The organism is Massilia aurea (assembly GCF_014200505.1).
Lineage (GTDB): Bacteria > Pseudomonadota > Gammaproteobacteria > Burkholderiales > Burkholderiaceae_D > Telluria > Telluria aurea_B.
This window is the reverse complement of sequence record NZ_JACHBX010000001.1, coordinates 573,056-592,008: the sequence shown is the minus strand read 5'-3', so window position 1 is coordinate 592,008 and position 18,953 is coordinate 573,056. Positions and strand designations below refer to the sequence as shown.

Sequence of the window (18,953 nt, the reverse complement as noted above, 5' to 3'; positions counted from 1 at the left end):
CGGGAGCCAAAGGGCGCGGGCAGCCGCGATCGAACGCGTACCGGTTGATGGCTGCCCAGGCGAACGGCGTATGGCGTCTCACGTTCCCCGGTGGGTACCCACCTTTGCCGCGCTGCGCACCAATCGGTGGCGCTTGTGCGGTGTTTCGCCAGTTACGTGAGACGTAAAGTCCGCAAATTGTACTGAACTCCCCATTGAAGGGCAAGGAAAGCGCCGTTCTGGTGACCAGCCCGGGCGTAATCGCCCGCCCGCCACGGCAGCCTGATCATTTCGGCTACAATTTTGCCAGCCTGCATTTGCCTTCTTATATTCTCCTCACTGCCCTTTTCAAGGATTCATCATGATCGTCCTCATCACCGGCGCATCGGCCGGCTTCGGCGCCGAAATGGCGCGCACCTTCGTTTCGAACGGCCACCGCGTGATCCTGGCAGCCCGCCGCACCGACCGTATCGCCGATCTGGCCGCCGAATTGGGCGACGCCGCCCTGCCGGTAACGCTCGACGTCACCAGCCGCCCGTCGATCGAAGCAGCGCTGGCCGGCTTGCCGGCCGACTGGAAACAGATCGATGTGCTGATCAACAATGCCGGCCTGGCCCTCAACACGGTGCCGGCGCACGAAGTGCCGCTGGAAGACTGGGAAACCATGATCGCCACCAATTGCAAAGGCCTGGTGACGATGACCCGTCTCGTGCTGCCCGACATGGTCGCGCGCGGCAGCGGACTGGTGATCAATATCGGCTCGACCGCCGGCCACTACCCTTATCCGGGCGGCAATGTGTACGGCGCCACCAAGGCCTTTGTGGAACAGTTCACGCTCAATCTGCGCGCCGATCTGGTGGGCACCGGCGTGCGCGCCACCAATCTGGCGCCGGGCCTGTCCGGCGGCACGGAATTCTCCAACGTGCGCTTCAAGGGCGACGATTCGGCCGCAGCCAAGGTCTACGAAGGCACGACGCCACTGAGTGCAAAGGACATTGCCGACACCGCGTACTGGATCGCGACGCTGCCACCCCACGTGAACGTCAACAGCATCGAACTGATGCCAACGTGCCAGGGCTTCTCGCCATTCACGATCAAGCGTGCCTGAGCGCTGGCCTGCCCGTGCAGGCATCTGCACGGGCAGGCCCAATGGCCACCGAGAGCACGGTCGCCATTTGTGAGAAAGTGTTACAGTGATTGGTCTTTTTGCCAAGTCTCAAGTCTACTACTGCTCAAAAGCACAATTTTGTGCGAGGGGTACGTAAGTAATTTCCACGAGCGATGGCCGGAAACGGTGATATCGAGAAGGAAACTCGCGTAGAATGTTTCTCATGTTCATGTATCGGCAGTAACAATGTCTTCAGTATTTAACTGGCCAGTCAGGGTGTATTACGAAGATACCGACGCTGGCGGCATTGTGTTCTATGCCAACTACCTGAAATTCTTTGAACGCGCCCGCACCGAATGGCTTCGGTCACTCGGCGTACAGCAACAAGCCCTGCTCGATGCGGACAACACCGCATTCGTTGTCAAGAATGTGACCCTCGACTACCACGCGGCGGCGCGCCTCGACGACCAGTTGACGATCCAGACCAGTATTGCCAGGCTGGGCCGCGCATCGGTCCAGTTCCTGCAGCAGGCCTGGTGCGGTGAAACCCTGCTCAATACGGCGAGCGTGACCGTGTGTTGTGTCGATATTGCCACAATGCGCCCGCGCCCCTTGCCCGACCACGTGGCTGCTAAAATGCGTGCCGCCTGAATACATACCTAAATAAATAGCCCATGACCGTCACCCCAGACCTTTCATTCGTCGCCCTGATCGGCAATGCCCACGTGCTGGTGCAATTGATTATGGCCTTGCTGTTACTGCTGTCGATCGTGAGCTGGACCTACATCTTCCGCAAGGTATTCGCGATCCGCGCCGCGCGTGCGCAGACCGAGCAGTTCGAGCGCAGCTTCTGGGCCGGCGGCAACCTGCACACGCTGCACCAGAGCGCCAGCAGCCAGCGCGACCAGAGCGGCGCCCTGGCCCGCATCTTCGAGTCCGGCATGGGTGAATTCATCAAGGGCAAGCAAGCTTCGCGCGAAACGCTCGACATGAACTCGGTGCTCGACGGCGCCCGCCGCGCCATGCGCGCATCGTTCCAGCGCGAACTCGATGCACTGGAATCGCACCTGAACTTCCTGGCGTCGGTCGGCTCGGTCTCGCCGTACATCGGCCTGCTGGGTACCGTCTGGGGCATCATGAACGCGTTTCGCGGTCTGGCCAGCGTCGAGCAAGCCACGCTGGCGATCGTCGCGCCAGGCATTGCCGAAGCACTGATCGCCACCGCAATCGGCCTGTTTGCTGCAATCCCGGCCGTGGTGGCGTACAACCGCTTCACGCACGATATCGACCGCCTGGCCAACCGCTTCGAGAGCTTCGTCGAAGAATTCTCGAACATTCTCCAGCGCCAGTCGCGCTGATAGAAGGAGCCTGACCATGGCCTTTTCCAGCAGCATGCGCGGTGGACGTCGCCGCAAGTTCAAATCCGAGATCAACGTCGTGCCGTACATCGACGTGATGCTGGTGCTGCTCATTATTTTCATGGCAGTGCCGGCCAACCAGGCGCCGAGCGTGGTCAACCTGCCGCGCGCCGAGAAATCGGCGCTGCCGCCGGACACCTATATCCAGGTGTCGATCGAGCCCGAAAATCGCCTGTCGATCGGCGTACAGGGCAAGGGCCGCGTGGCCCAGGAAGACGTGGCCGACCGCTCTGCCCTGCTGCAGCGCCTGCGCGCGCTGCATGAAGAACATCCCGACTATCCGGTGCTGATCGCGGGCGACCGCGAGAGCAAGTACGACGACGTCATCCAACTGATCTCGGAAGCCAAGAAGATGGGTATCAACCGGGTTGGCCTGGCCACCCAGTGATGTCGATGCATTGATGCCTAGAATATGCCCGAAATAAAGCCAGACAACGCCGGCGTGCCATACCACGTGCCGCCTGAACCGAGCCGCCTGCCATCGTTCCTGCTGGCAGTGGCCGTGCACGCCGCGTTGCTGGCGTTTCTGTGGATCGGCGTGAGCTGGACGGCCAAGACGCCGATCACGGTCGAGGCCGAAGTGTGGGACATGTCGGTGCAAACTGCCGCCGCCCCCGAGCTGCCGCCGGAGCCTGCCCCGGAGCCTGAGCCAACGCCTGAGCCGGAGCCAGCACCCGAGCCGACGCCGGAACCCGTGCGCACCCCGCCACCTCCGCCGCCACCACCGGTGGTCGAGGAGCCGGCACCGAAGCCAGCGCCGGACATCGCCCTGCAGCGCGAGAAGGAACGCAAGGCCGAAGAAGCGAAGAAGAAAGCGCTGGCCGAGAAACGTGACGCGGAAAAACGCGAGCGTGAAGAAAAGCTCGCCGAGCAAAAGAAGAAGGACGAGGCCGAGCGCAAGCAGAAAGAGAAAGAAAAAGAGCTACTCGCCAAGAAGGAAGCGGACGAGAAGAAGAAAGAAGCCGAAAAGGAAGCCGACAAGAAAGCGGCAGCCCTGGCCGCGGCTGAAAAGAAAAAAGAAGCGGACGAGAAAAAGAAAGCCGACCAGGTCGCGGCGGCTGCCGAGAAGAAGAAAGCGGATGCCGCGAAAGCCAAGGCAGCCGCTGCCGAAGACGCCAAGCTCGCGAAGCTGCGTGCCGATGAACTCAAGCGCATGGCCGGCGCCATGGGCAGCGGCGGCAGTGCTGCCAAGTCGACGGGGCCGAAATCGGACGGCGGTTATATCGCCGCGATCACGGCGGCCATCAAGAGCAGCACGGCGTATCCGGGCAACACCGATGTATCGGGCAATCCACGCGCCACGTTCCGCGTCGAGCAGTTGCCGACCGGTGAAATCATGTCGGTCAGGTTGGTGAAAAGCAGCGGTGTGCCAGAATTTGACAGGGCAGTGGAAAATGGTATCAAGAAAGCATCGCCACTGCCCAAAAAGAAGGACGGGACCGTGGAGCGTACGCTTGACGTGAACTTCTCGATGCGCGATTACGATTGATTCGGTTCGAACCAGTTTTACAAGAGAAACTATGAAAAAAATCCATTTCCTGCTGTTTAGCGCTTCCCTTGCGATGGGATCGGCAGCCAATGCGCAGCTGCAAATCGAAATCGCCGGTGTCGGCAGCAACCAGATCCCGGTCGCCATCGCGGCCTTCGCCGACGAATCCGTCGCACCCGATAAAGTCTCGGCCGTCATCCGCGCCGACCTCGAGCGCAGTGGCGTGTTCAAGGTCATCGACGCCGGTCAGGTCATCAGCGACCGCGACGCCGGCAGCATCAATCTGGCCGCCTTCAAGGCCAGCGGCGCCGACGCGCTCGTGGTCGGCAGCGTCTCCAAGCAGCCCGACGGCCGGTTCGCCATCCGCTACAAGCTGATGGACACCGTCAAGGGCGGCGAAATCTCGCAGATGGGCGGCGAAGTGCAGCCCCGCTACACGCGCCTGCAGGCGCACCGCATTGCCGACGATGTCTATGAAAAGCTGACCGGCGTGCGCGGCATCTTCTCGACCCGCATCGCCTACGTGAAGGCCGACAGCGGCGCCAAGCGCTATGTGCTGGCCGTGTCGGACGCCGATGGCGAGAACGAAGTCATCGCCACCCAGGGCAAGGAGCCGATCATTTCGCCATCCTGGTCGCCGGACGGCTCGAAAGTCGCCTACGTTTCGATGGAAGACCGCAAGCCGGTCGTGTATCTGCAAGACCTGATGACGGGTCGCCGCAACGTGATCTCGAACCAGAAGGGCAACAACTCGGCGCCGTCGTGGTCGCCGGACGGCTCGACGCTGGCCGTGGCCCTGTCGAAGGACGGCAACACCGAGATCTACTCGGTCAATTCGGGCGGCACCGGCCACAAGCGCCTGACCAACAACCCGGCGATCGATACCGAGCCGCAGTTCTCCGCCGATGGCCGGACCATTTATTTCACGAGCGACCGCAGCGGTGGCCCGCAAATCTACAAGATGAGCGCAGCCGGCGGCAACGCCACCCGCGTGACGTTCAATGGCAGCTACAACATCAGCCCACGCGTGTCGTCCGACGGCAAGACGCTGGCCTGGATTTCGCAGCGCGGCGGCGCTTACTCCTTATATGCGATGGATCTGGCCAGCGGCCAGGAACTGCGCCTGGCCGATGGGGCCACCGAACCGAGTTTTTCGCCTAACGGCAAGTACATCATGTATGCAACCAAGGGTGGCGGTCGCACCTCGCTGGCCGTGGTGTCTGTGGATGGACGAGTCAAGCAACGCTTGACGACCAAAGCGGGAAACATTCGGGAGCCCAGCTGGGGTCCCTTCATGAAGTAAGAAGTAAAACCTCAACATAACAGGAGAAAATCCATGCGCAACTTCAAGAGTGTAGCTTTCATCGTTTCCACCGCAGCCCTGCTGGCCGCTTGCTCGTCGCCAACCAAGCTGAACGAAACCCCGGTCGTCGAGAAATCGCCAACGCCGGCAGCGCCAGCTGCTGCCGATCCACGTGACATCAACCCGGTCCAGACCGGCAGCGTCGATCCGCTGAACGACCCACAAGGCGTTCTGGCCAAGCGCAGCATCTACTTCGACTACGACAGCTTCGTCGTGCGCGCTGACGGCCAGCCAGTGGTCCAGAACCACTCGGCTTTCCTGACCAAGAACACGTCGCGTAAAGTCCTGATCCAGGGCAATACCGATGAACGCGGCGGCACCGAGTACAACCTGGCCCTGGGCCAGAAGCGTGCTGAAGCCGTCCGTCGTTCGATGGCATCGCTGGGCGTGTCGGAAGGCCAGATCGAAGCCGTGTCGCTGGGCGAAGAAAAGCCAAAAGCCACCGGCAGCAACGAAGAATCGTGGGCTGAAAACCGCCGCGCAGACATCGTCTATCAATAATCGATTCGGCTGAACAAGCCGGACAGGTTCGATTGACAGGGGGCGGGACGCAGTGCAGACTGCTACCCGCCCCTTGTTTTATCTCAGCAACCGCCGAAGTCACCGGCTTAGTAGAAAGAACACAACGCTTATGCTCAAACTGTCCAAGTCCCGCCTCGCATGCCTCGTGCTGGCCCTGTCGATGCCGCTGCACGCCGTCGCCGGCCCGTTCGACGACGAAGAAGCGCGCAAGGCCATCCTGGACCTGCGCACCAAGGTCGACAACATCACGCGCGACCTGACCGCACGCATCGACAGCAAATCGGACAAGACGGTGCAGATCGAGATGCTCAACCAGCACGAGCAGACGATGCAGGAAATCGCCCGCCTGCGCGGCCAGATCGAAGTGCTGGCCAACGAAGTCGCGAAAGCCCAGAACAGCCAGAAGCAGCTGTACGCCGACCTCGATGCGCGCCTGAAAAAAGTCGAGCCACGCGCCGAAGTCATCGACGGCCAGACCGCCGAAGTGCTGCCGACCGAAAAGACCGCGTACGAAGCCGCCACCGCCCAGTTCCAGGCAGGCGACTACAAAGGCGCGTCGGTCGCGCTGCAGGAATTCGTCCGCCAGTATCCGCAGTCGCCGTACGCCTCGAATGCGCAGTACTGGCTCGGCAACACCTTCTATGCACTGGGCGACTACAAGAAGGCCATCGCAGCGCAGCAGGTCGTCACGACCACCTACGCCACGAGCCCGAAGGTGCCGGATGCGATGCTCAATATCGCCAGCAGCTATACCCTGCTCAAGGACAACAAGAACGCGAAGAAGTCGCTCCAGACACTGGTGGCGAAGTACCCCGATTCGAGCGCCGCACAGACCGCGCGCGATCGCCTGGCGTCGCTGAAGTAACGGCAAAAGGGCACCACACACCGGGCGCAGCATTTGACAGCGCCCGTGTCGCCCCCTATAATCTTGCTTCTTCGGGTCGTTAGCTCAGCTGGTAGAGCAGCGGACTTTTAATCCGTTGGTCGCAGGTTCGAATCCCGCACGGCCTACCAAAGATTCAGCAGAAAAGCCAACCTTCGGGTTGGCTTTTTTGTGTTCAGCACACATTAGGATGATCCCACCATGACTTATGAAGATTTTCTCGACGAGGTGACCACGCTCCTCACGGAGATGTATGACCTCACCGACGAAGCGGCGATCAAGCTGGTGGTCGACGCGCAAGCCAACGATTACTTTGTCGCGCACGACGACAAGGAAGAGCTGCGCACCGCCGAGCAAGCCAAGCTGGACGCCACCGCGCTCCACAAAGGCAAGCAGAACCGCAACCAGACGCAGCGCAAGCAGCAACAGCGTCAGGTGCAGAAGAAAAAAGCGACCTGATCCCGGATTGAACAGGCTAGCCAGGAAAACGGTTCTGGCGTTGCGCTACTTCTTCACTGGTTTGTGAACGGGCAGTGATGGATGTTTTGGTTTGTTCGGCGGATTGACATGACGGCGCTGATCATCATGCCCGTCCTCCCGCTTGGGCTTCGGCCCTGGTTTGATGGAGTTCGACATTGTGTGCTCTTTCAAGAAGTGGACATACCAGGATGACTACTGCAAACAGCACGTAGGGTGGACGGCTATGCCGTCCACGCGTTCACCTTCATTCGATTCGTGGCGAATCAGAAATCGTTGAACGCGTGGACGGGAAACCCGTCCACCCTACGGTCTCACTGGTCAGCGTTCTAACATCCGACCAGAATTTCGCGATACCACAAGTTCTACAGTGTATTCGCCTTTCGATCATCCATCAGCTTTTCTTCAGTCCAACACCCGCCACCGATCAGGCTGCCACGGCCGGATGCGCCTGCTTGCGGTACAAGAACTCCAGCACCTGCCGGCGATGCTCGGTGTAACGCGCATCCTGTGCCAGCGCCACCCGGTCGCGGGGCCGTTCGAGTTCCACGGCGATGATTTCGCCGATCGTGGCTGCCGGGCCATTGGTCAGCATGACGATCCGGTCGGACAGTAACACCGCCTCGTCCACATCGTGCGTCACCATCACCACGGTGGATTTCGTGGCCGCCACGATCTTGAGCAGCTCGTCCTGCAAGTGCGCGCGCGTGAGCGCGTCGAGTGCGCCGAACGGCTCGTCCATCAATAGAACCTTGGGCTGCATCGCCAGCGCCCGCGCGATGCCGACGCGCTGCTTCATGCCGCCCGAGATTTCATGCAGCCGCTTGGTTTCGGCGCTCGTCAGGCCCACCAGCGCCAGCGCATCCATCGTCCGCTCGCGCAACTGCGCGCGGGATTCAGCCCCGCTGAACACCCGCTCGACGCCCAGGTGGATGTTCTCGTAGCACGTCAGCCACGGCAACAAGGAGTGATTCTGGAACACCACCGCGCGCTCCGGTGAAGGGCCGCCAATCTCGCGGCCAGCGCAGATGAGCAGGCCCGCCGTCGGTTTGAGCAGCCCGGCAATCAGGTTCAGCAGCGTCGACTTGCCGCAGCCCGAGTGGCCGATCAGCGTGATGAATTCGCCCTTGCTGACCGTCAGGTCGATCCCCTGCAACGCCGGGAACACGCCCTTCTTCGTGTGGAACGCCATCTCCACCCCGGTGATGTCGATGAATTTCTTTTGCAGTTCGTCCATGATCGAAACCCTTTCAGTTAGCCACTTGTTCGTGGGTCAGTGCACGCGCCAGCGACACCAGCGCCAGTTCGAGCAGCAGGCCGACCACGCCGATGATGGCAATCGCGATGATGATGTGCGCCACGTTCAGGTTGTTCCACTCGTCCCACACCCAGAACCCGATGCCCACGCCGCCGGTCAGCATTTCGGCCGCGACGATGACGAGCCATGCGGTGCCGATCGCCAGGCGCACGCCGGTCAGGATGTACGGCAGCGCCGATGGCAGCAGGATCTTGGTGAGGATTTTCCACTCCGACAGGTTCAGCACGCGCGCCACGTTCATGTAGTCCTGCGGCACGCGCTGCACGCCCACGGCCGTGTTGATGATCATCGGCCAGATCGAGCAGATGAAGATCGACCAGATCGCGGCCGGGTCGGCCGACTTGAATACCAGCAGGCCAATCGGCAGCCAGGCCAGCGGCGAGACCGGCTTGAGCAGGCTGATGATCGGACCGAACATGCGGCTGACAAATTGCACGCGCCCGATCACGAAGCCCAGCGGAATCCCGATCAGCGCCGCCAGGCCAAAGCCGATCGCCACGCGCTGCAGCGACGCCAGCACGTTCCAGCCGATGCCCTGGTCGTTGGGGCTGTTGCGGTAGAACGGATCGGCAAACAGTTCGAGCGCTGCCTGCCACGTGACCAGCGGCGATGGAAACGCCTCGTTCTGCGCGGCGATCACTTGCCAGACCAGCAGCACGAGTGCGATGCCGGTCAGCGGCGGCGCCACGCGCCGGACTGCCGTGGCAAACGGCTGTGCGCGGCGCGCAGCGACGGCGGCGGCCGGCTTGCGCGGCGGGACCGTGCGCGCAGGGCCGCTGACAGCCACCGGCACTGGCGCTGGCTCGTTGGGAACGGATTTCAACAGGGCATTCATGACGGCTCCTCGCAGTACGGGTGGATGGTCAAGCCTTGACCTTGAACGACGCGGCATACGCCTGGGGGTTCTTGCCATCCCACACGGTGCCGTCCATCAGCTTCGATGTGCGCAGCAAGCCCGCCGGGACCGGCGTCTTCGTCATCGTGGCCGCGTCCTTGTACAGCTGGACCTGATTGACCGCCGTGGCCACCGCAAGGTAATCCGGATCGGTCTTGAGCAAGCCCCAGCGGCGATGCTGCGTCATGAACCACATGCCGTCGGACAGGTACGGGAAATTGACCAGGCCATCGTTGTAGAACTTCATGTGGTTCGCGTCGTCCCAGGTCTTGCCCATGCCGTTCTGGTAGCGGCCCATGATGCGCTGGTCAATCGCGTCCTTGCTGGTGTTGACATACGACTTGGCGGCGATCACTTCGGCCATCTTGTTCTTGTTGGCCAGCGACGCATCGATCCACTTGCCTGCCTCCAGAATGGCGGCCATCATCGCGCGGCACGTGTTCGGATTGGCCTTGGCAAACGCCAGCGTCGAGCCCAGCACTTTCTCGGGGTGGTCGCGCCAGATGTCCTGGGTCGTCGTGGCCGTGATGCCGATGCCGTCCATGATGGCGCGGTGGCCCCACGGCTCGCCGACGCAGAAGCCGTCCATGTTCCCGATGCGCATATTGGCCACCATCTGCGGCGGCGGCACGGTGATCACCTTGGCGTCCTTCATCGGATTGATGCCGTTGGCGGCGAGCCAGTAATACAGCCACATCGCGTGGGTGCCGGTCGGGAACGTCTGCGCGAACGTGTAGTCGCGTTTTTCGGTGCGCATCAGTTTGGCGAGCGAGGCGCCGTCGACCGCGCCCTTGGTGGCCAGTTGCTTCGACAGCGTGATGGCCTGGCCATTGTTGTTCAGCCCCATCAGCACGGCCATGTCCTTCTTCTGGCCGCCAATGCCCATCTGGACGCCGTACAGCAGGCCGTACAGCACATGGGCAGCGTCGAGGTCGCCATTGGCGAGCTTGTCGCGCACGCCGGCCCATGAGGCCTCTTTGCTCAGCACGAACTTGACTCCGTATTTCTTGTCGAAGCCCAGCACCGACGCCATCACGACCGATGCGCAATCGGTCAATGGAATGAAGCCGATCCTGATCTCGGTCTTTTCGGGCTTGTCTGACCCCGCTGCCCATGCCCCGCCCCCGGCCAGCCCCAGCAGGCCACCGGCCGCAGCCAGAGAAGCACCATGAATGATGTTCCGGCGGGTCCCGTCGACGTTCGTGCCGGTGGACGAATTGCCCTGCGCTTGACGCTGTTGATTTTCCATTGCAAATCCCAAAAAGTGATCAGGCAAAAAAAAACGGCTACCCCACATGAACGTGTTCATGCGTTGGTAGACGTCGTTGTCCGGGGAGGCGGGCCAGCGTTGGCATGCACCTCGTGCGCTCCGTTGCGCATTAACCATTACGCAAGCTTCGTGCCAGTGGCTACTCCAGAGTGAGCGCGAGCACGGCGACCGCTGCGGTGCACCGCAGCATGGCGCGCGCAGCGCACTACGATTGCGCAGTGCCTCTTTTTGGACGGCGTTGCTGGCCGGGTGTGCTGGCTGTCCGTACGTGCGCACGGTTGACAACGCGGCCTTCCACAAATGAATGCGTGCATGCTAGGATCGTTTATTGCCTCAAACACAAGCAGAAGCACAGTAAAGATCGTGCACCGCCGGGGCCTGCAACTGGAGCCATTTATGCACACCGAACAAGTCCAGCGTCACCGCACGCCGATCCATACGGCGACCGCCGTCGACCGCAGCAATCCAAAAAAGCCACGCCGTCATATCGCGAAAGACATCGTCGCGAGCAGTCGCCGCCTGCGCCAGCGCATCGGCGTGGTCGCCGTCGTCTGCATCAGCCTGGCCACGCTGCTGGTGGCGTTCGAGTAAGCCGGGCTGGCGGCTTGCCCGCGCCGTGATGGCCGGGCTATACTGCGCCGTTACCCGTTCCACCAGGATTGCATGTCGCTGTTGAACACCTTACGCATCACCCACACCAGCACGGCCCTGCGCCGATTGTTCCTGTGTGCGTGCGCGCTGATCCTGGCACTGCAACTCATCGGCAGCTCGTACCACGAGCATGACCTGGCCGAGCAGCTGTCCGACTGCGTCAGCTGTCAGGTTGCCGCCCATGCCACAGTGGATCTACCGGCCGTATCGCCACAACTGCTCGCCGTCTTCCTGGCGGTCGCCTACCTCCTCGCGCGCCTGCCGCGCCCCGCGCCATTCTATCGGCGCCAGTACCTGATCCCTTCCCCCCAGGCGCCACCACGCCACCAGTCCGTCCACTGATTCGTCCTTGCGCCGACGCAGTCACCAACGTGACGTGACGGCGTAGCGGCGCGAGTCATCTCCAGCCCGTTTGCCGGCGCCGCTTCTGCGCGCACGTCTGCATCGAGCGTGCACGCTGCATGCGTGCGCCGGCATCCCTTGTTTACTTTGAAAGAACACGATGACCATGACCACTCCTGCCATGGAAGCGACCGGCGTAACCGTCGCCTACGGCGCCACGACCGTGCTGCGCGACCTGAACCTGCGCGTTGCGCGCGGCGAGATCTATGCCCTGCTGGGCGGCAATGGCGCCGGCAAATCGACGACGCTCAACGCCTTCCTTGGCTTTCTCGCACCGCAGACCGGCAGCGTGCGCGTGTGCGGCATCGACGTCGCTGCCGACCCGCTCGCCGCGCGCGGCCAGCTAGCCTATGTGCCCGAAAACGTCGCCCTCTACGAACACCTGAGCGCCCGCGAAAACATCGACTACTTCCTGCGCCTGGCCGGCAGCGATCGGACCGGTGCAACGATGGACGCCACCATCGACGATGCCTTGCGCGCGGTGCGGCTCGATCCCGCCGCATGGACGCGCCGCCTCGGCGGCTACTCGAAAGGCATGCGCCAGAAGGTCGCGATTGCGCTCGCCGTGGCGCGCCAGGTGCCGCTGCTGCTGCTCGACGAGCCCACCACGGGTCTCGATCCGCAGGCCACGAGCGAATTCAACACGCTGCTGCAGGACTTGCGCGCACGGGGCAGCGCCATCTTCATGGTCACACACGATCTGCTGGGTGCAGCCGAAGTGGCCGACCGCATCGGCTTTCTGGAGCGCGGCCACATCAGCCACGAAGTGGCCGCCAGCGGCGCCGAACACTATGACGTGCGCGACCTGTACCGGCGCTACGCCGGTGCCACTAACGCTGCCGCCAGACCGGAGGCCGCATGAGCGTTTCCCGAGCACTGCCTGCGGTTGCCGTGGGCGAGTGGCGCGCCATGCTGCGCAACCAGGTGGCCGTCGCGGCCGGCATCCTGATGCTGGCGCTCACGCTTGTCGCCATCGTCGTCAGCCATGAGCGCGTGGGCGCCGTGAACGCCGAACGGACGCGCTTCCAGAGCACGGTCGACGCCCAATGGGCCAACCAGCCGGACCGCCACCCGCACCGTGTCGTCCATTACGGGCACTATGTGTTCAGGCCACTGAGCCCCCTCGCCTTCTTCGATTTCGGCGTCGATCCGTTCACCGGCAGTACGCTGTTTTTGGAAGGTCACCGCCAGAACAGCGCCAACTTCAGCGACGCCGCCCAGTCGTCGGTGCTGCTGCGCTTTGGCCAGTTGACGCCCGCCTTCGTGCTGCAGGTGCTCACGCCGCTGCTGATCGTGTTCCTCGCTTTCGGCAGCGTCGCGCGCGAACGCGAGCGCGGTCAGTTACGGCTGCAGATCGTCCAGGGTGTCCGCGGCGCGACCCTGTTGCTTGGCAAGCTCGCCGCCCATGCGGGCGTGGCGCTGCTGCTGGGCGCGCCGGCCTTCATCGCGCTGGTGGCGATCGCTGTCGTGCACCCGGCCGTCGCCGCCGAGGCGCTGGCGCTGCTGGCCGGGTATGCGCTGTACCTGCTGGTATGGGTCGTGGCGGCCGTGCTGGTGTCGGCATCGCTGCCCCGTGCGCGCGACGCGCTGCTGGCGCTGGTGGCCGGCTGGATTGTCACGGCGATTCTGCTGCCGCGCGTGATGCCCGATATCGCCGCCGGCGACGTGGGCCGCCCGAGCCGCATCGAAACCGAGGTCGCGATCCACGAGCGGCTGGCCGCGATCGGCGACAGCCACAATCCGGACGACCCGTACTTCAAGGCGTTCCGGGCGCGCACGCTGGCGCACTACGGCGTGACGCGCGTCGAAGACCTGCCGGTCAACTACAGCGGCCTGTTGATGGCCGAAGGCGAGCGCATGACCAGCGCCCTGTTCGATGAATTCATGCGCGCCGATCATACGCGCCAGAGTGAAGAAAGCGCGATCGTCCATTCGGCCAGCGTGGCCAGTCCACTGATCGCGCTGCGCCGCATGTCGACCGCACTGTCGGGCACGAACCTCGACAGCCATGCGCGCTTCCTGCTCGAAGGTGAACGCTACCGCTACGCCTTCGTCCAGCGGCTCAACGGCCTGCACGTCAACGTCGTCACGCCCACAGGCGCTGGCGACGAGCGCATTGACAAGCACCACTGGGAAGACACGCCGCGCTTCGGCTACGCCCCTGCCCCGTTCGCCGAGGTTGCCGCGCGCCACGCCTGGCCAGTGTTCGCCCTGCTGGGCGGCTGGCTGCTGCCGTTATGCGCCATCGGTGGCTGGGTCGCCAAACGCCTCGAAAGGAATCCGGCATGAAAACACTGTTATTGGAACTGCGCCAGATCGCGCACTCGCGCCTGGCTGTCGGCGCCATCGTGCTGCTCGCGCTGCTGTCCGCGCTGTCGGTCTGGACCGGCCTGCATGCCGTGAGCCAGCAGCGCGCCACGCTCGAGCGCATCGCTGCAAGCCATGCCCATGACCACGCGGCCATCCTGGCCACGCAGTTACGCAGTAACAATGCCGAAGCCGGTGCGGTCGGCTACTACCTGCCGCACCTGACCGTCAATCCGCCGTCGCCACTGGCGTTTGCCGCCATCGGCGGGCGCGATCTGCAGCCGTCGGCGCTGCGTGTGCGCATCCTCGGGTTGCACGCGCAGCTGTACGAATCGGAGTCGATCAATCCCGAGCTGGCGATGCCGGGACGCTTCGATTTCGCGTTCGTGCTGGTGTACCTGACGCCGCTGTTCGTCATCGCGCTGATGCACGACCTGGTGTCGAGTGAACGCGAAGCCGGCCGCCTGCGCCTGCTGGCATCCCTGCCAAAAGGCGCGGCTAACACCTGGCGCCGGCGCGTCGGCTTGCGCTATGCGTTGCTATGGCTGGCTGCGCTGCTGCCACTGGCCGTGGGCGCCTTCATCGCCGACGCTGGCGTGATTGGCTTCGCCCAGATTGCGCTGGTGGCGACGCTGTACCTGGCGTTCTGGTTCGGCCTGGCGGCCTGGGTGGCGGCGCGTGCGCGCACGTCGGCGGGCAGCGCTGCAATCCTGCTGGCGAGCCTGGTGGGACTGACGATGATCCTGCCGACGCTGGCCGATGCGGGCATCGCGCGCCTGTCACCGGTGTCGAAAGGCGTCGAGCTGGCGCTGGCGCAACGTCAGGCCGTGCATTCGGCGTGGGACGTGCCCAAGCCCGACACGTTCGAAAAATTCTTCCGCACGCATCCCGAATGGAAGGACACGGCGCCGGTCACCGGGCGCTTCCACTGGAAGTGGTATTACGCGATGCACCAGGCGGGCGACGATGCGGTGGTGCCAAGCGTGGCGCAGTACCGCGCCAGCATGCAGGCGCGCGAAGACTGGACCGCGCGCGCCGGACTGCTGCTGGCGTCGGTGAACGTGCAGGTGCTGCTGCACCGGCTGGCCGACACCGACCTGGCCTCGCAACTGGCCTACCACGACCGGATCGGGGCGTATCACACGCAGCTGCGGCAGTTCTTCTATCCGTACCTGTTCGACGAGCGGCCGTTCACACCAGGCGATGCGGCAAAGCTGCCCGTGTATGACGGGAGCGCGATGAAGGGGACGCTGGCGCCCGGGCAGTTGCTGGCGCTGGCCGTGCTGGCCTTGCTGCTATTGGCGGCGGGGCTGCGCACGTTGCGCACGGTGCGGTAGGATTGGCGGCCGGGCCGCCAACCCCGGACTGCGTCAGAACTCTTCCCAGCCGTCGCCGGTGCTAGTGTTGGCGGTCTCTGCCTTCGCTGGCTTCACCGGCTTCGCGGCTGGCGCGGCATCGGCGCGGGCTTTTGTCACGACCGGCTTTACCGGCGCCTTCATAGGCAACTTCGTAGGCAACTTCGCAGGCGCCTTCTCCACCGGCTTCGACGCCGCGTTGGCCACCATCTTCGGCGCACTGGCAACCACGCGCGGCTTGGCCACGACTGCGCGCACACCCGGCGACGTCGTGAGCTTGAACTCGCCCACGGTCTGCGCCAGCTTGGCCGCTTCTTCCTGCAGCGAGGTCGCTGCCGCCGACGCCTGTTCGACCAGCGCCGCATTCTGCGTCGTCACCTGATCCATCTGCGCGATAGCGCCGTTGATCTGCTCGATGCCGGCTGTCTGCTCCTGGCTGGCCGCGGTGATCTCGGACATGATGTCGGTCACGCGGTTCACGCTTTGGACGATCTCGGCCATCGTCGTGCCGGCGCGGTCCACCAGTTCCGAGCCGTGGTGCACCTTCTCGACCGAATCGTCGATCAGCACCTTGATTTCCTTCGCCGCCGCCGCGCTGCGCTGCGCCAGGCTGCGCACCTCGCCCGCCACGACGGCAAAGCCGCGGCCCTGCTCGCCGGCGCGCGCTGCTTCGACGGCAGCATTCAGGGCCAGGATATTGGTCTGGAACGCGATGCCGTCGATCACGGCGATGATGTCGACGATGCGCGTGGCCGACGTATTGATCGCGCCCATCGTCTGCACCACCTCGGCCACCACGGCGCCGCCCTTGCCCGCCACTTCGGATGCCGACGTGGCCAGCGCATTGGCCTGGCGCGCGTTGTCGGCGTTCTGCTTGACGGTCGACGTCAGTTCTTCCATAGACGAAGCGGTTTCTTCCAGCGAGCCGGCCTGCTGCTCGGTACGCGACGACAGATCCAGGTTGCCCGCTGCAATTTCGCTGGAAGCAGTGGCGATATTGTCAGTGCCGGTGCGGACCTGGCCGACGATGCGCACCAGTGAGTCGTTCATGTCCTTGAGCGCCTGCAGCAGGCGCCCGGTTTCGTCGGTCGACGTGACCTCGATGGTCTGGGTCAGGTCGCCCTGGGCGACGGCGCCGGCGATCTTCACGGCCTGCTCGATCGGACGCACGATCGCGCGCACCAGCAGATAGCCAACCAGCGCGGCCATGATGAGACCGAAGGCCAGGCCGGCCAGGCATACCGCGCGCACCAGCTCAAAAGTAGCCTGCGAAGCCTGGTACTCGGCCAGTGCCGCAGCCTGCTGTTCTTCGATCAGCTGGATACCCAGCGTATTGAGCGACGCATACAACTGCGTCATCGGCCCGTTCAGCAGCTGGATCGCCTGCGCATTGTCATTGGCGCGGATCGCCGCTACTGCCGGCAACAGGCCGCCGTCGAGGAAGGCCTTGCGCGCCGTAGCGATCTGCCCGACGAGCGCGCGCTCGTTCTCGCTCATCGGGATCTGCGTGAACTCGCCCCACAGCTTGGTGATGGTGGCGCTCGTTGCAGCGACGGTGTCCATGGCGGCGCGGCGCTGGCCCGCATCTTCCACGTTGACTGCCTTGGCGACGGCCAGCTGGTTTGCCGTGATCAGCTGCGTGACTTCACCAGCCTGGCTCAATCCGACCAGGCGGCGATCGTACATCTGCTTGAGCTCGGCGTTGGCCGTGCCAAGGTTGTAAATGCCGATGACGGCGCCGGCGATGAGTTCGACCGCGAGAAACGCGATGACGAAAATGAGGCGCGACTTGATGCTGAGATGTTTGAACATGTTCGCTGGGCTGACGTAAGGAGGGATAAGAAGGTGTTTTATTGGATTATAGAAACTTATCCTTACCCATGGGAAGTATTGAACGCAAGATTGACGGGTTCCCTATACAAGCGGGGCTGGGCGTCGCTGGTCCGCAACAACCCGATGGCCACCCGTACAAGCTGCGCCTTGGCAAAAATGACAAGCGCACTGTGAACAGGCAACTTTGTCGATAAAATGACATGATTGTCCACGCCGTCCCTTCGAAGCCCCCATGACACTTCCCGTCCTGCTCAACCTGGCCATTGCCTTGGCCGTCTGCGTCTTCCTGTACCGGTTGCAGGCCAACCATGTTTCATTCACCAAGCGCGTGTTCGCCGGCCTTGGCCTGGGCGTCGTGCTCGGCGCTGCACTGCAGGTGATGTACGGCGTGGGTGAACCCGAGATCAAGGCCACCAATGAATGGCTGAACGTGATCGGCAGCGGCTATGTCCAGCTGCTGCAGATGATCATCATTCCATTGATCATGGTCTCGATCATCCAGGCAATCCTGAAGCTGCGCGATGCGTCTTCGCTCGGCAAGATCAGCACGCTCACGATCGGCATCCTGCTCATCACGACCATCGTGGCGGCCTCGATCGGCATCCTGATGGCCAAGCTGTTCGGCCTGACCGCAGTCGGCCTGACTTCTACCGCCGCCGAAGTCGCGCGCGGCGAATACATGCAGGGCAACCTGGCCGCGGCCAAGGAACTGTCGCTGCCGTCACTGCTGCTGTCCTTCATCCCGGCCAACCCGTTCCTCGACATGACGGGCGCGCGCAAGACCTCGACCATCGCGGTGGTGGTGTTCTCGATCTTCATTGGCGTCTCGGCCACCGGCATCGCCGGCAAGAAGCCGGAAGTCTTCACGTCGTTCAGCAGCTTCGTGCACGTGGCGCACGTGATCGTGATGCGCATGGTCACGCTGGTGCTGCGCCTGACCCCGTACGGCGTGTTCGCGCTGATGGCCAAGGTTGTGTCGAGCTCGAGCTGGCAAGACATTCTTGGCCTGCTCAACTTCGTGGTCGCCTCGTATGCCGCGCTGGCACTGATGTTCTGCGTCCACCTGGCGATGGTCGCAGCCAGTGGCCTGAAGCCCTGGCGCTACGTGAAGAAGATCTTCCCGGTGCTGGTGTTCGCATTCACCTCGCGCACGAGTGCCGGTTCGATCCCGATGAGCGTGGCCACGCAGACCGCGCGCCTGGGCACGCCGGAAGGCACGGCCAACTTTGCCGCCTCGTTCGGCGCCACGATCGGCCAGAATGGCTGCGCCGGCATCTATCCGGCGATGCTGGCGGTGATGATTGCGCCGACGGTCGGTGTCGATCCGTTCACCGCCGCGTTCCTGCTGCCGCTGCTGGCGATCATCGCCTTCGGCTCGATCGGCGTGGCCGGCGTCGGCGGCGGCGCCACCTTCGCGGCGCTGATCGTGCTGTCGGCGATGGACCTGCCGGTGGCGCTCGCGGGCCTGTTGATCTCGGTCGAACCGCTGATCGACATGGGCCGCACGGCGCTGAATGTCAGCGGCTCGATCGCTGCCGGCACCGTGACCAGCCGGGTCATGGGACAGACCGACATGCGCGTGTTTGACGACGATGCCGACATCAACCTGGACAGCGAGGCGCGGGCCGTCTGACGCCGCAGGGCGGTTTCCGTGCACGGAACAATCGTGCGCTGAAGCCGTCA

20 protein-coding genes, 1 tRNA gene and 1 riboswitch are annotated in these 18,953 nt (G+C 63.4%); of the genes, 16 read left to right on the top strand and 5 right to left on the bottom strand.

What is annotated here, in order from left to right:
• Window positions 1-46: 46 nt before the first annotated feature.
• Window positions 47-166, bottom strand: a riboswitch (ZMP/ZTP riboswitch).
• A 174-nt stretch (window positions 167-340) separates the two neighbouring features.
• The 10 genes from HD842_RS02535 (at window position 341) to HD842_RS02490 (ending at window position 7,221) form a co-directional block, all read left to right on the top strand.
• Window positions 341-1,087, top strand: coding sequence for an SDR family oxidoreductase (locus HD842_RS02535; RefSeq protein WP_183550522.1), 747 nt, complete (start codon window positions 341-343; stop codon window positions 1,085-1,087).
• 246 nt (window positions 1,088-1,333) lie between these two features.
• Window positions 1,334-1,738 (top strand): tol-pal system-associated acyl-CoA thioesterase, encoded by a 405-nt coding sequence (gene ybgC, locus HD842_RS02530; RefSeq protein WP_183550519.1) that lies wholly within the window; start codon window positions 1,334-1,336, stop codon window positions 1,736-1,738.
• Window positions 1,739-1,761: 23 nt separating this feature from the next.
• Window positions 1,762-2,445, top strand: a complete 684-nt coding sequence (tolQ, locus tag HD842_RS02525; protein WP_183550516.1) for a protein TolQ — start codon at window positions 1,762-1,764, stop codon at window positions 2,443-2,445.
• A gap of 16 nt (window positions 2,446-2,461) precedes the next feature.
• On the top strand, window positions 2,462-2,893 hold the full coding sequence (locus HD842_RS02520) for a biopolymer transporter ExbD (protein WP_183550513.1): 432 nt from the start codon (window positions 2,462-2,464) through the stop codon (window positions 2,891-2,893).
• Between the two features lie 24 nt (window positions 2,894-2,917).
• Window positions 2,918-3,994 (top strand): cell envelope integrity protein TolA, encoded by a 1,077-nt coding sequence (gene tolA / locus HD842_RS02515; RefSeq protein ID WP_183550510.1) that lies wholly within the window; start codon window positions 2,918-2,920, stop codon window positions 3,992-3,994.
• A gap of 31 nt (window positions 3,995-4,025) precedes the next feature.
• Entirely contained in the window at window positions 4,026-5,297 is a 1,272-nt protein-coding gene (gene tolB / locus HD842_RS02510; protein ID WP_183550507.1) for a Tol-Pal system beta propeller repeat protein TolB, read from the top strand.
• Window positions 5,298-5,330: 33 nt separating this feature from the next.
• Entirely contained in the window at window positions 5,331-5,858 is a 528-nt protein-coding gene (gene pal, locus HD842_RS02505; protein ID WP_183550504.1) for a peptidoglycan-associated lipoprotein Pal, read from the top strand.
• Between the two features lie 130 nt (window positions 5,859-5,988).
• Entirely contained in the window at window positions 5,989-6,744 is a 756-nt protein-coding gene (ybgF, locus tag HD842_RS02500; protein ID WP_183550502.1) for a tol-pal system protein YbgF, read from the top strand.
• Window positions 6,745-6,817: 73 nt separating this feature from the next.
• Window positions 6,818-6,893: transfer RNA gene (locus HD842_RS02495), tRNA-Lys, on the top strand.
• A gap of 70 nt (window positions 6,894-6,963) precedes the next feature.
• Complete coding sequence (locus tag HD842_RS02490; protein WP_183550499.1) at window positions 6,964-7,221, top strand: hypothetical protein; 258 nt, start codon at window positions 6,964-6,966, stop codon at window positions 7,219-7,221.
• Window positions 7,222-7,266: 45 nt separating this feature from the next.
• Here HD842_RS02490 and HD842_RS24240 read toward each other — a convergent pair whose 3' ends face one another.
• The 4 genes from HD842_RS24240 to HD842_RS02475 all read right to left on the bottom strand — a co-directional run bounded on the left by HD842_RS24240 (window position 7,267) and on the right by HD842_RS02475 (window position 10,701).
• A complete protein-coding gene (locus tag HD842_RS24240) occupies window positions 7,267-7,398 on the bottom strand; it encodes a hypothetical protein (protein WP_267875149.1) in 132 nt (43 codons plus the stop codon).
• Window positions 7,399-7,666: 268 nt separating this feature from the next.
• Window positions 7,667-8,476 (bottom strand): ABC transporter ATP-binding protein, encoded by an 810-nt coding sequence (locus tag HD842_RS02485; RefSeq protein ID WP_183550496.1) that lies wholly within the window; start codon window positions 8,474-8,476, stop codon window positions 7,667-7,669.
• Window positions 8,477-8,489: 13 nt separating this feature from the next.
• Window positions 8,490-9,392, bottom strand: coding sequence for a nitrate ABC transporter permease (ntrB, locus tag HD842_RS02480; protein WP_183550493.1), 903 nt, complete (start codon window positions 9,390-9,392; stop codon window positions 8,490-8,492).
• A 28-nt stretch (window positions 9,393-9,420) separates the two neighbouring features.
• Window positions 9,421-10,701, bottom strand: a complete 1,281-nt coding sequence (locus tag HD842_RS02475) for a CmpA/NrtA family ABC transporter substrate-binding protein (protein WP_229424562.1) — start codon at window positions 10,699-10,701, stop codon at window positions 9,421-9,423.
• A gap of 417 nt (window positions 10,702-11,118) precedes the next feature.
• On the opposite strand from HD842_RS02475, the gene HD842_RS02470 reads away from it, so the two are divergent.
• From HD842_RS02470 to HD842_RS02450, 5 genes are all read left to right on the top strand, one after another.
• On the top strand, window positions 11,119-11,313 hold the full coding sequence (locus HD842_RS02470; RefSeq protein ID WP_183550491.1) for a hypothetical protein: 195 nt from the start codon (window positions 11,119-11,121) through the stop codon (window positions 11,311-11,313).
• A 72-nt stretch (window positions 11,314-11,385) separates the two neighbouring features.
• Window positions 11,386-11,715 carry a hypothetical protein gene (locus tag HD842_RS02465; protein ID WP_183550488.1) on the top strand — a complete coding sequence of 110 codons (330 nt, stop codon included), beginning with the start codon at window positions 11,386-11,388 and terminating at the stop codon, window positions 11,713-11,715.
• A 160-nt stretch (window positions 11,716-11,875) separates the two neighbouring features.
• Window positions 11,876-12,637 carry an ABC transporter ATP-binding protein gene (locus HD842_RS02460; RefSeq protein WP_183550485.1) on the top strand — a complete coding sequence of 254 codons (762 nt, stop codon included), beginning with the start codon at window positions 11,876-11,878 and terminating at the stop codon, window positions 12,635-12,637.
• Entirely contained in the window at window positions 12,634-14,064 is a 1,431-nt protein-coding gene (locus tag HD842_RS02455) for a DUF3526 domain-containing protein (RefSeq protein ID WP_183550482.1), read from the top strand. Before HD842_RS02460 ends, HD842_RS02455 begins: the two co-directional genes overlap by 4 nt.
• A complete protein-coding gene (locus HD842_RS02450; protein ID WP_183550479.1) occupies window positions 14,061-15,419 on the top strand; it encodes a DUF3526 domain-containing protein in 1,359 nt (452 codons plus the stop codon). The genes HD842_RS02455 and HD842_RS02450 overlap by 4 nt, the downstream gene beginning before the upstream one ends.
• 33 nt (window positions 15,420-15,452) lie before the next feature.
• Here the strand turns inward: HD842_RS02450 and HD842_RS02445 are convergent, their stop codons facing one another.
• Entirely contained in the window at window positions 15,453-17,249 is a 1,797-nt protein-coding gene (locus HD842_RS02445) for a methyl-accepting chemotaxis protein (RefSeq protein ID WP_183550476.1), read from the bottom strand.
• Between the two features lie 253 nt (window positions 17,250-17,502).
• Here HD842_RS02445 and HD842_RS02440 point away from each other — a divergent pair, with 253 nt between their 5' ends.
• Window positions 17,503-18,903, top strand: coding sequence for an L-cystine transporter (locus HD842_RS02440; RefSeq protein WP_183550473.1), 1,401 nt, complete (start codon window positions 17,503-17,505; stop codon window positions 18,901-18,903).
• Window positions 18,904-18,953: the final 50 nt, after the last annotated feature.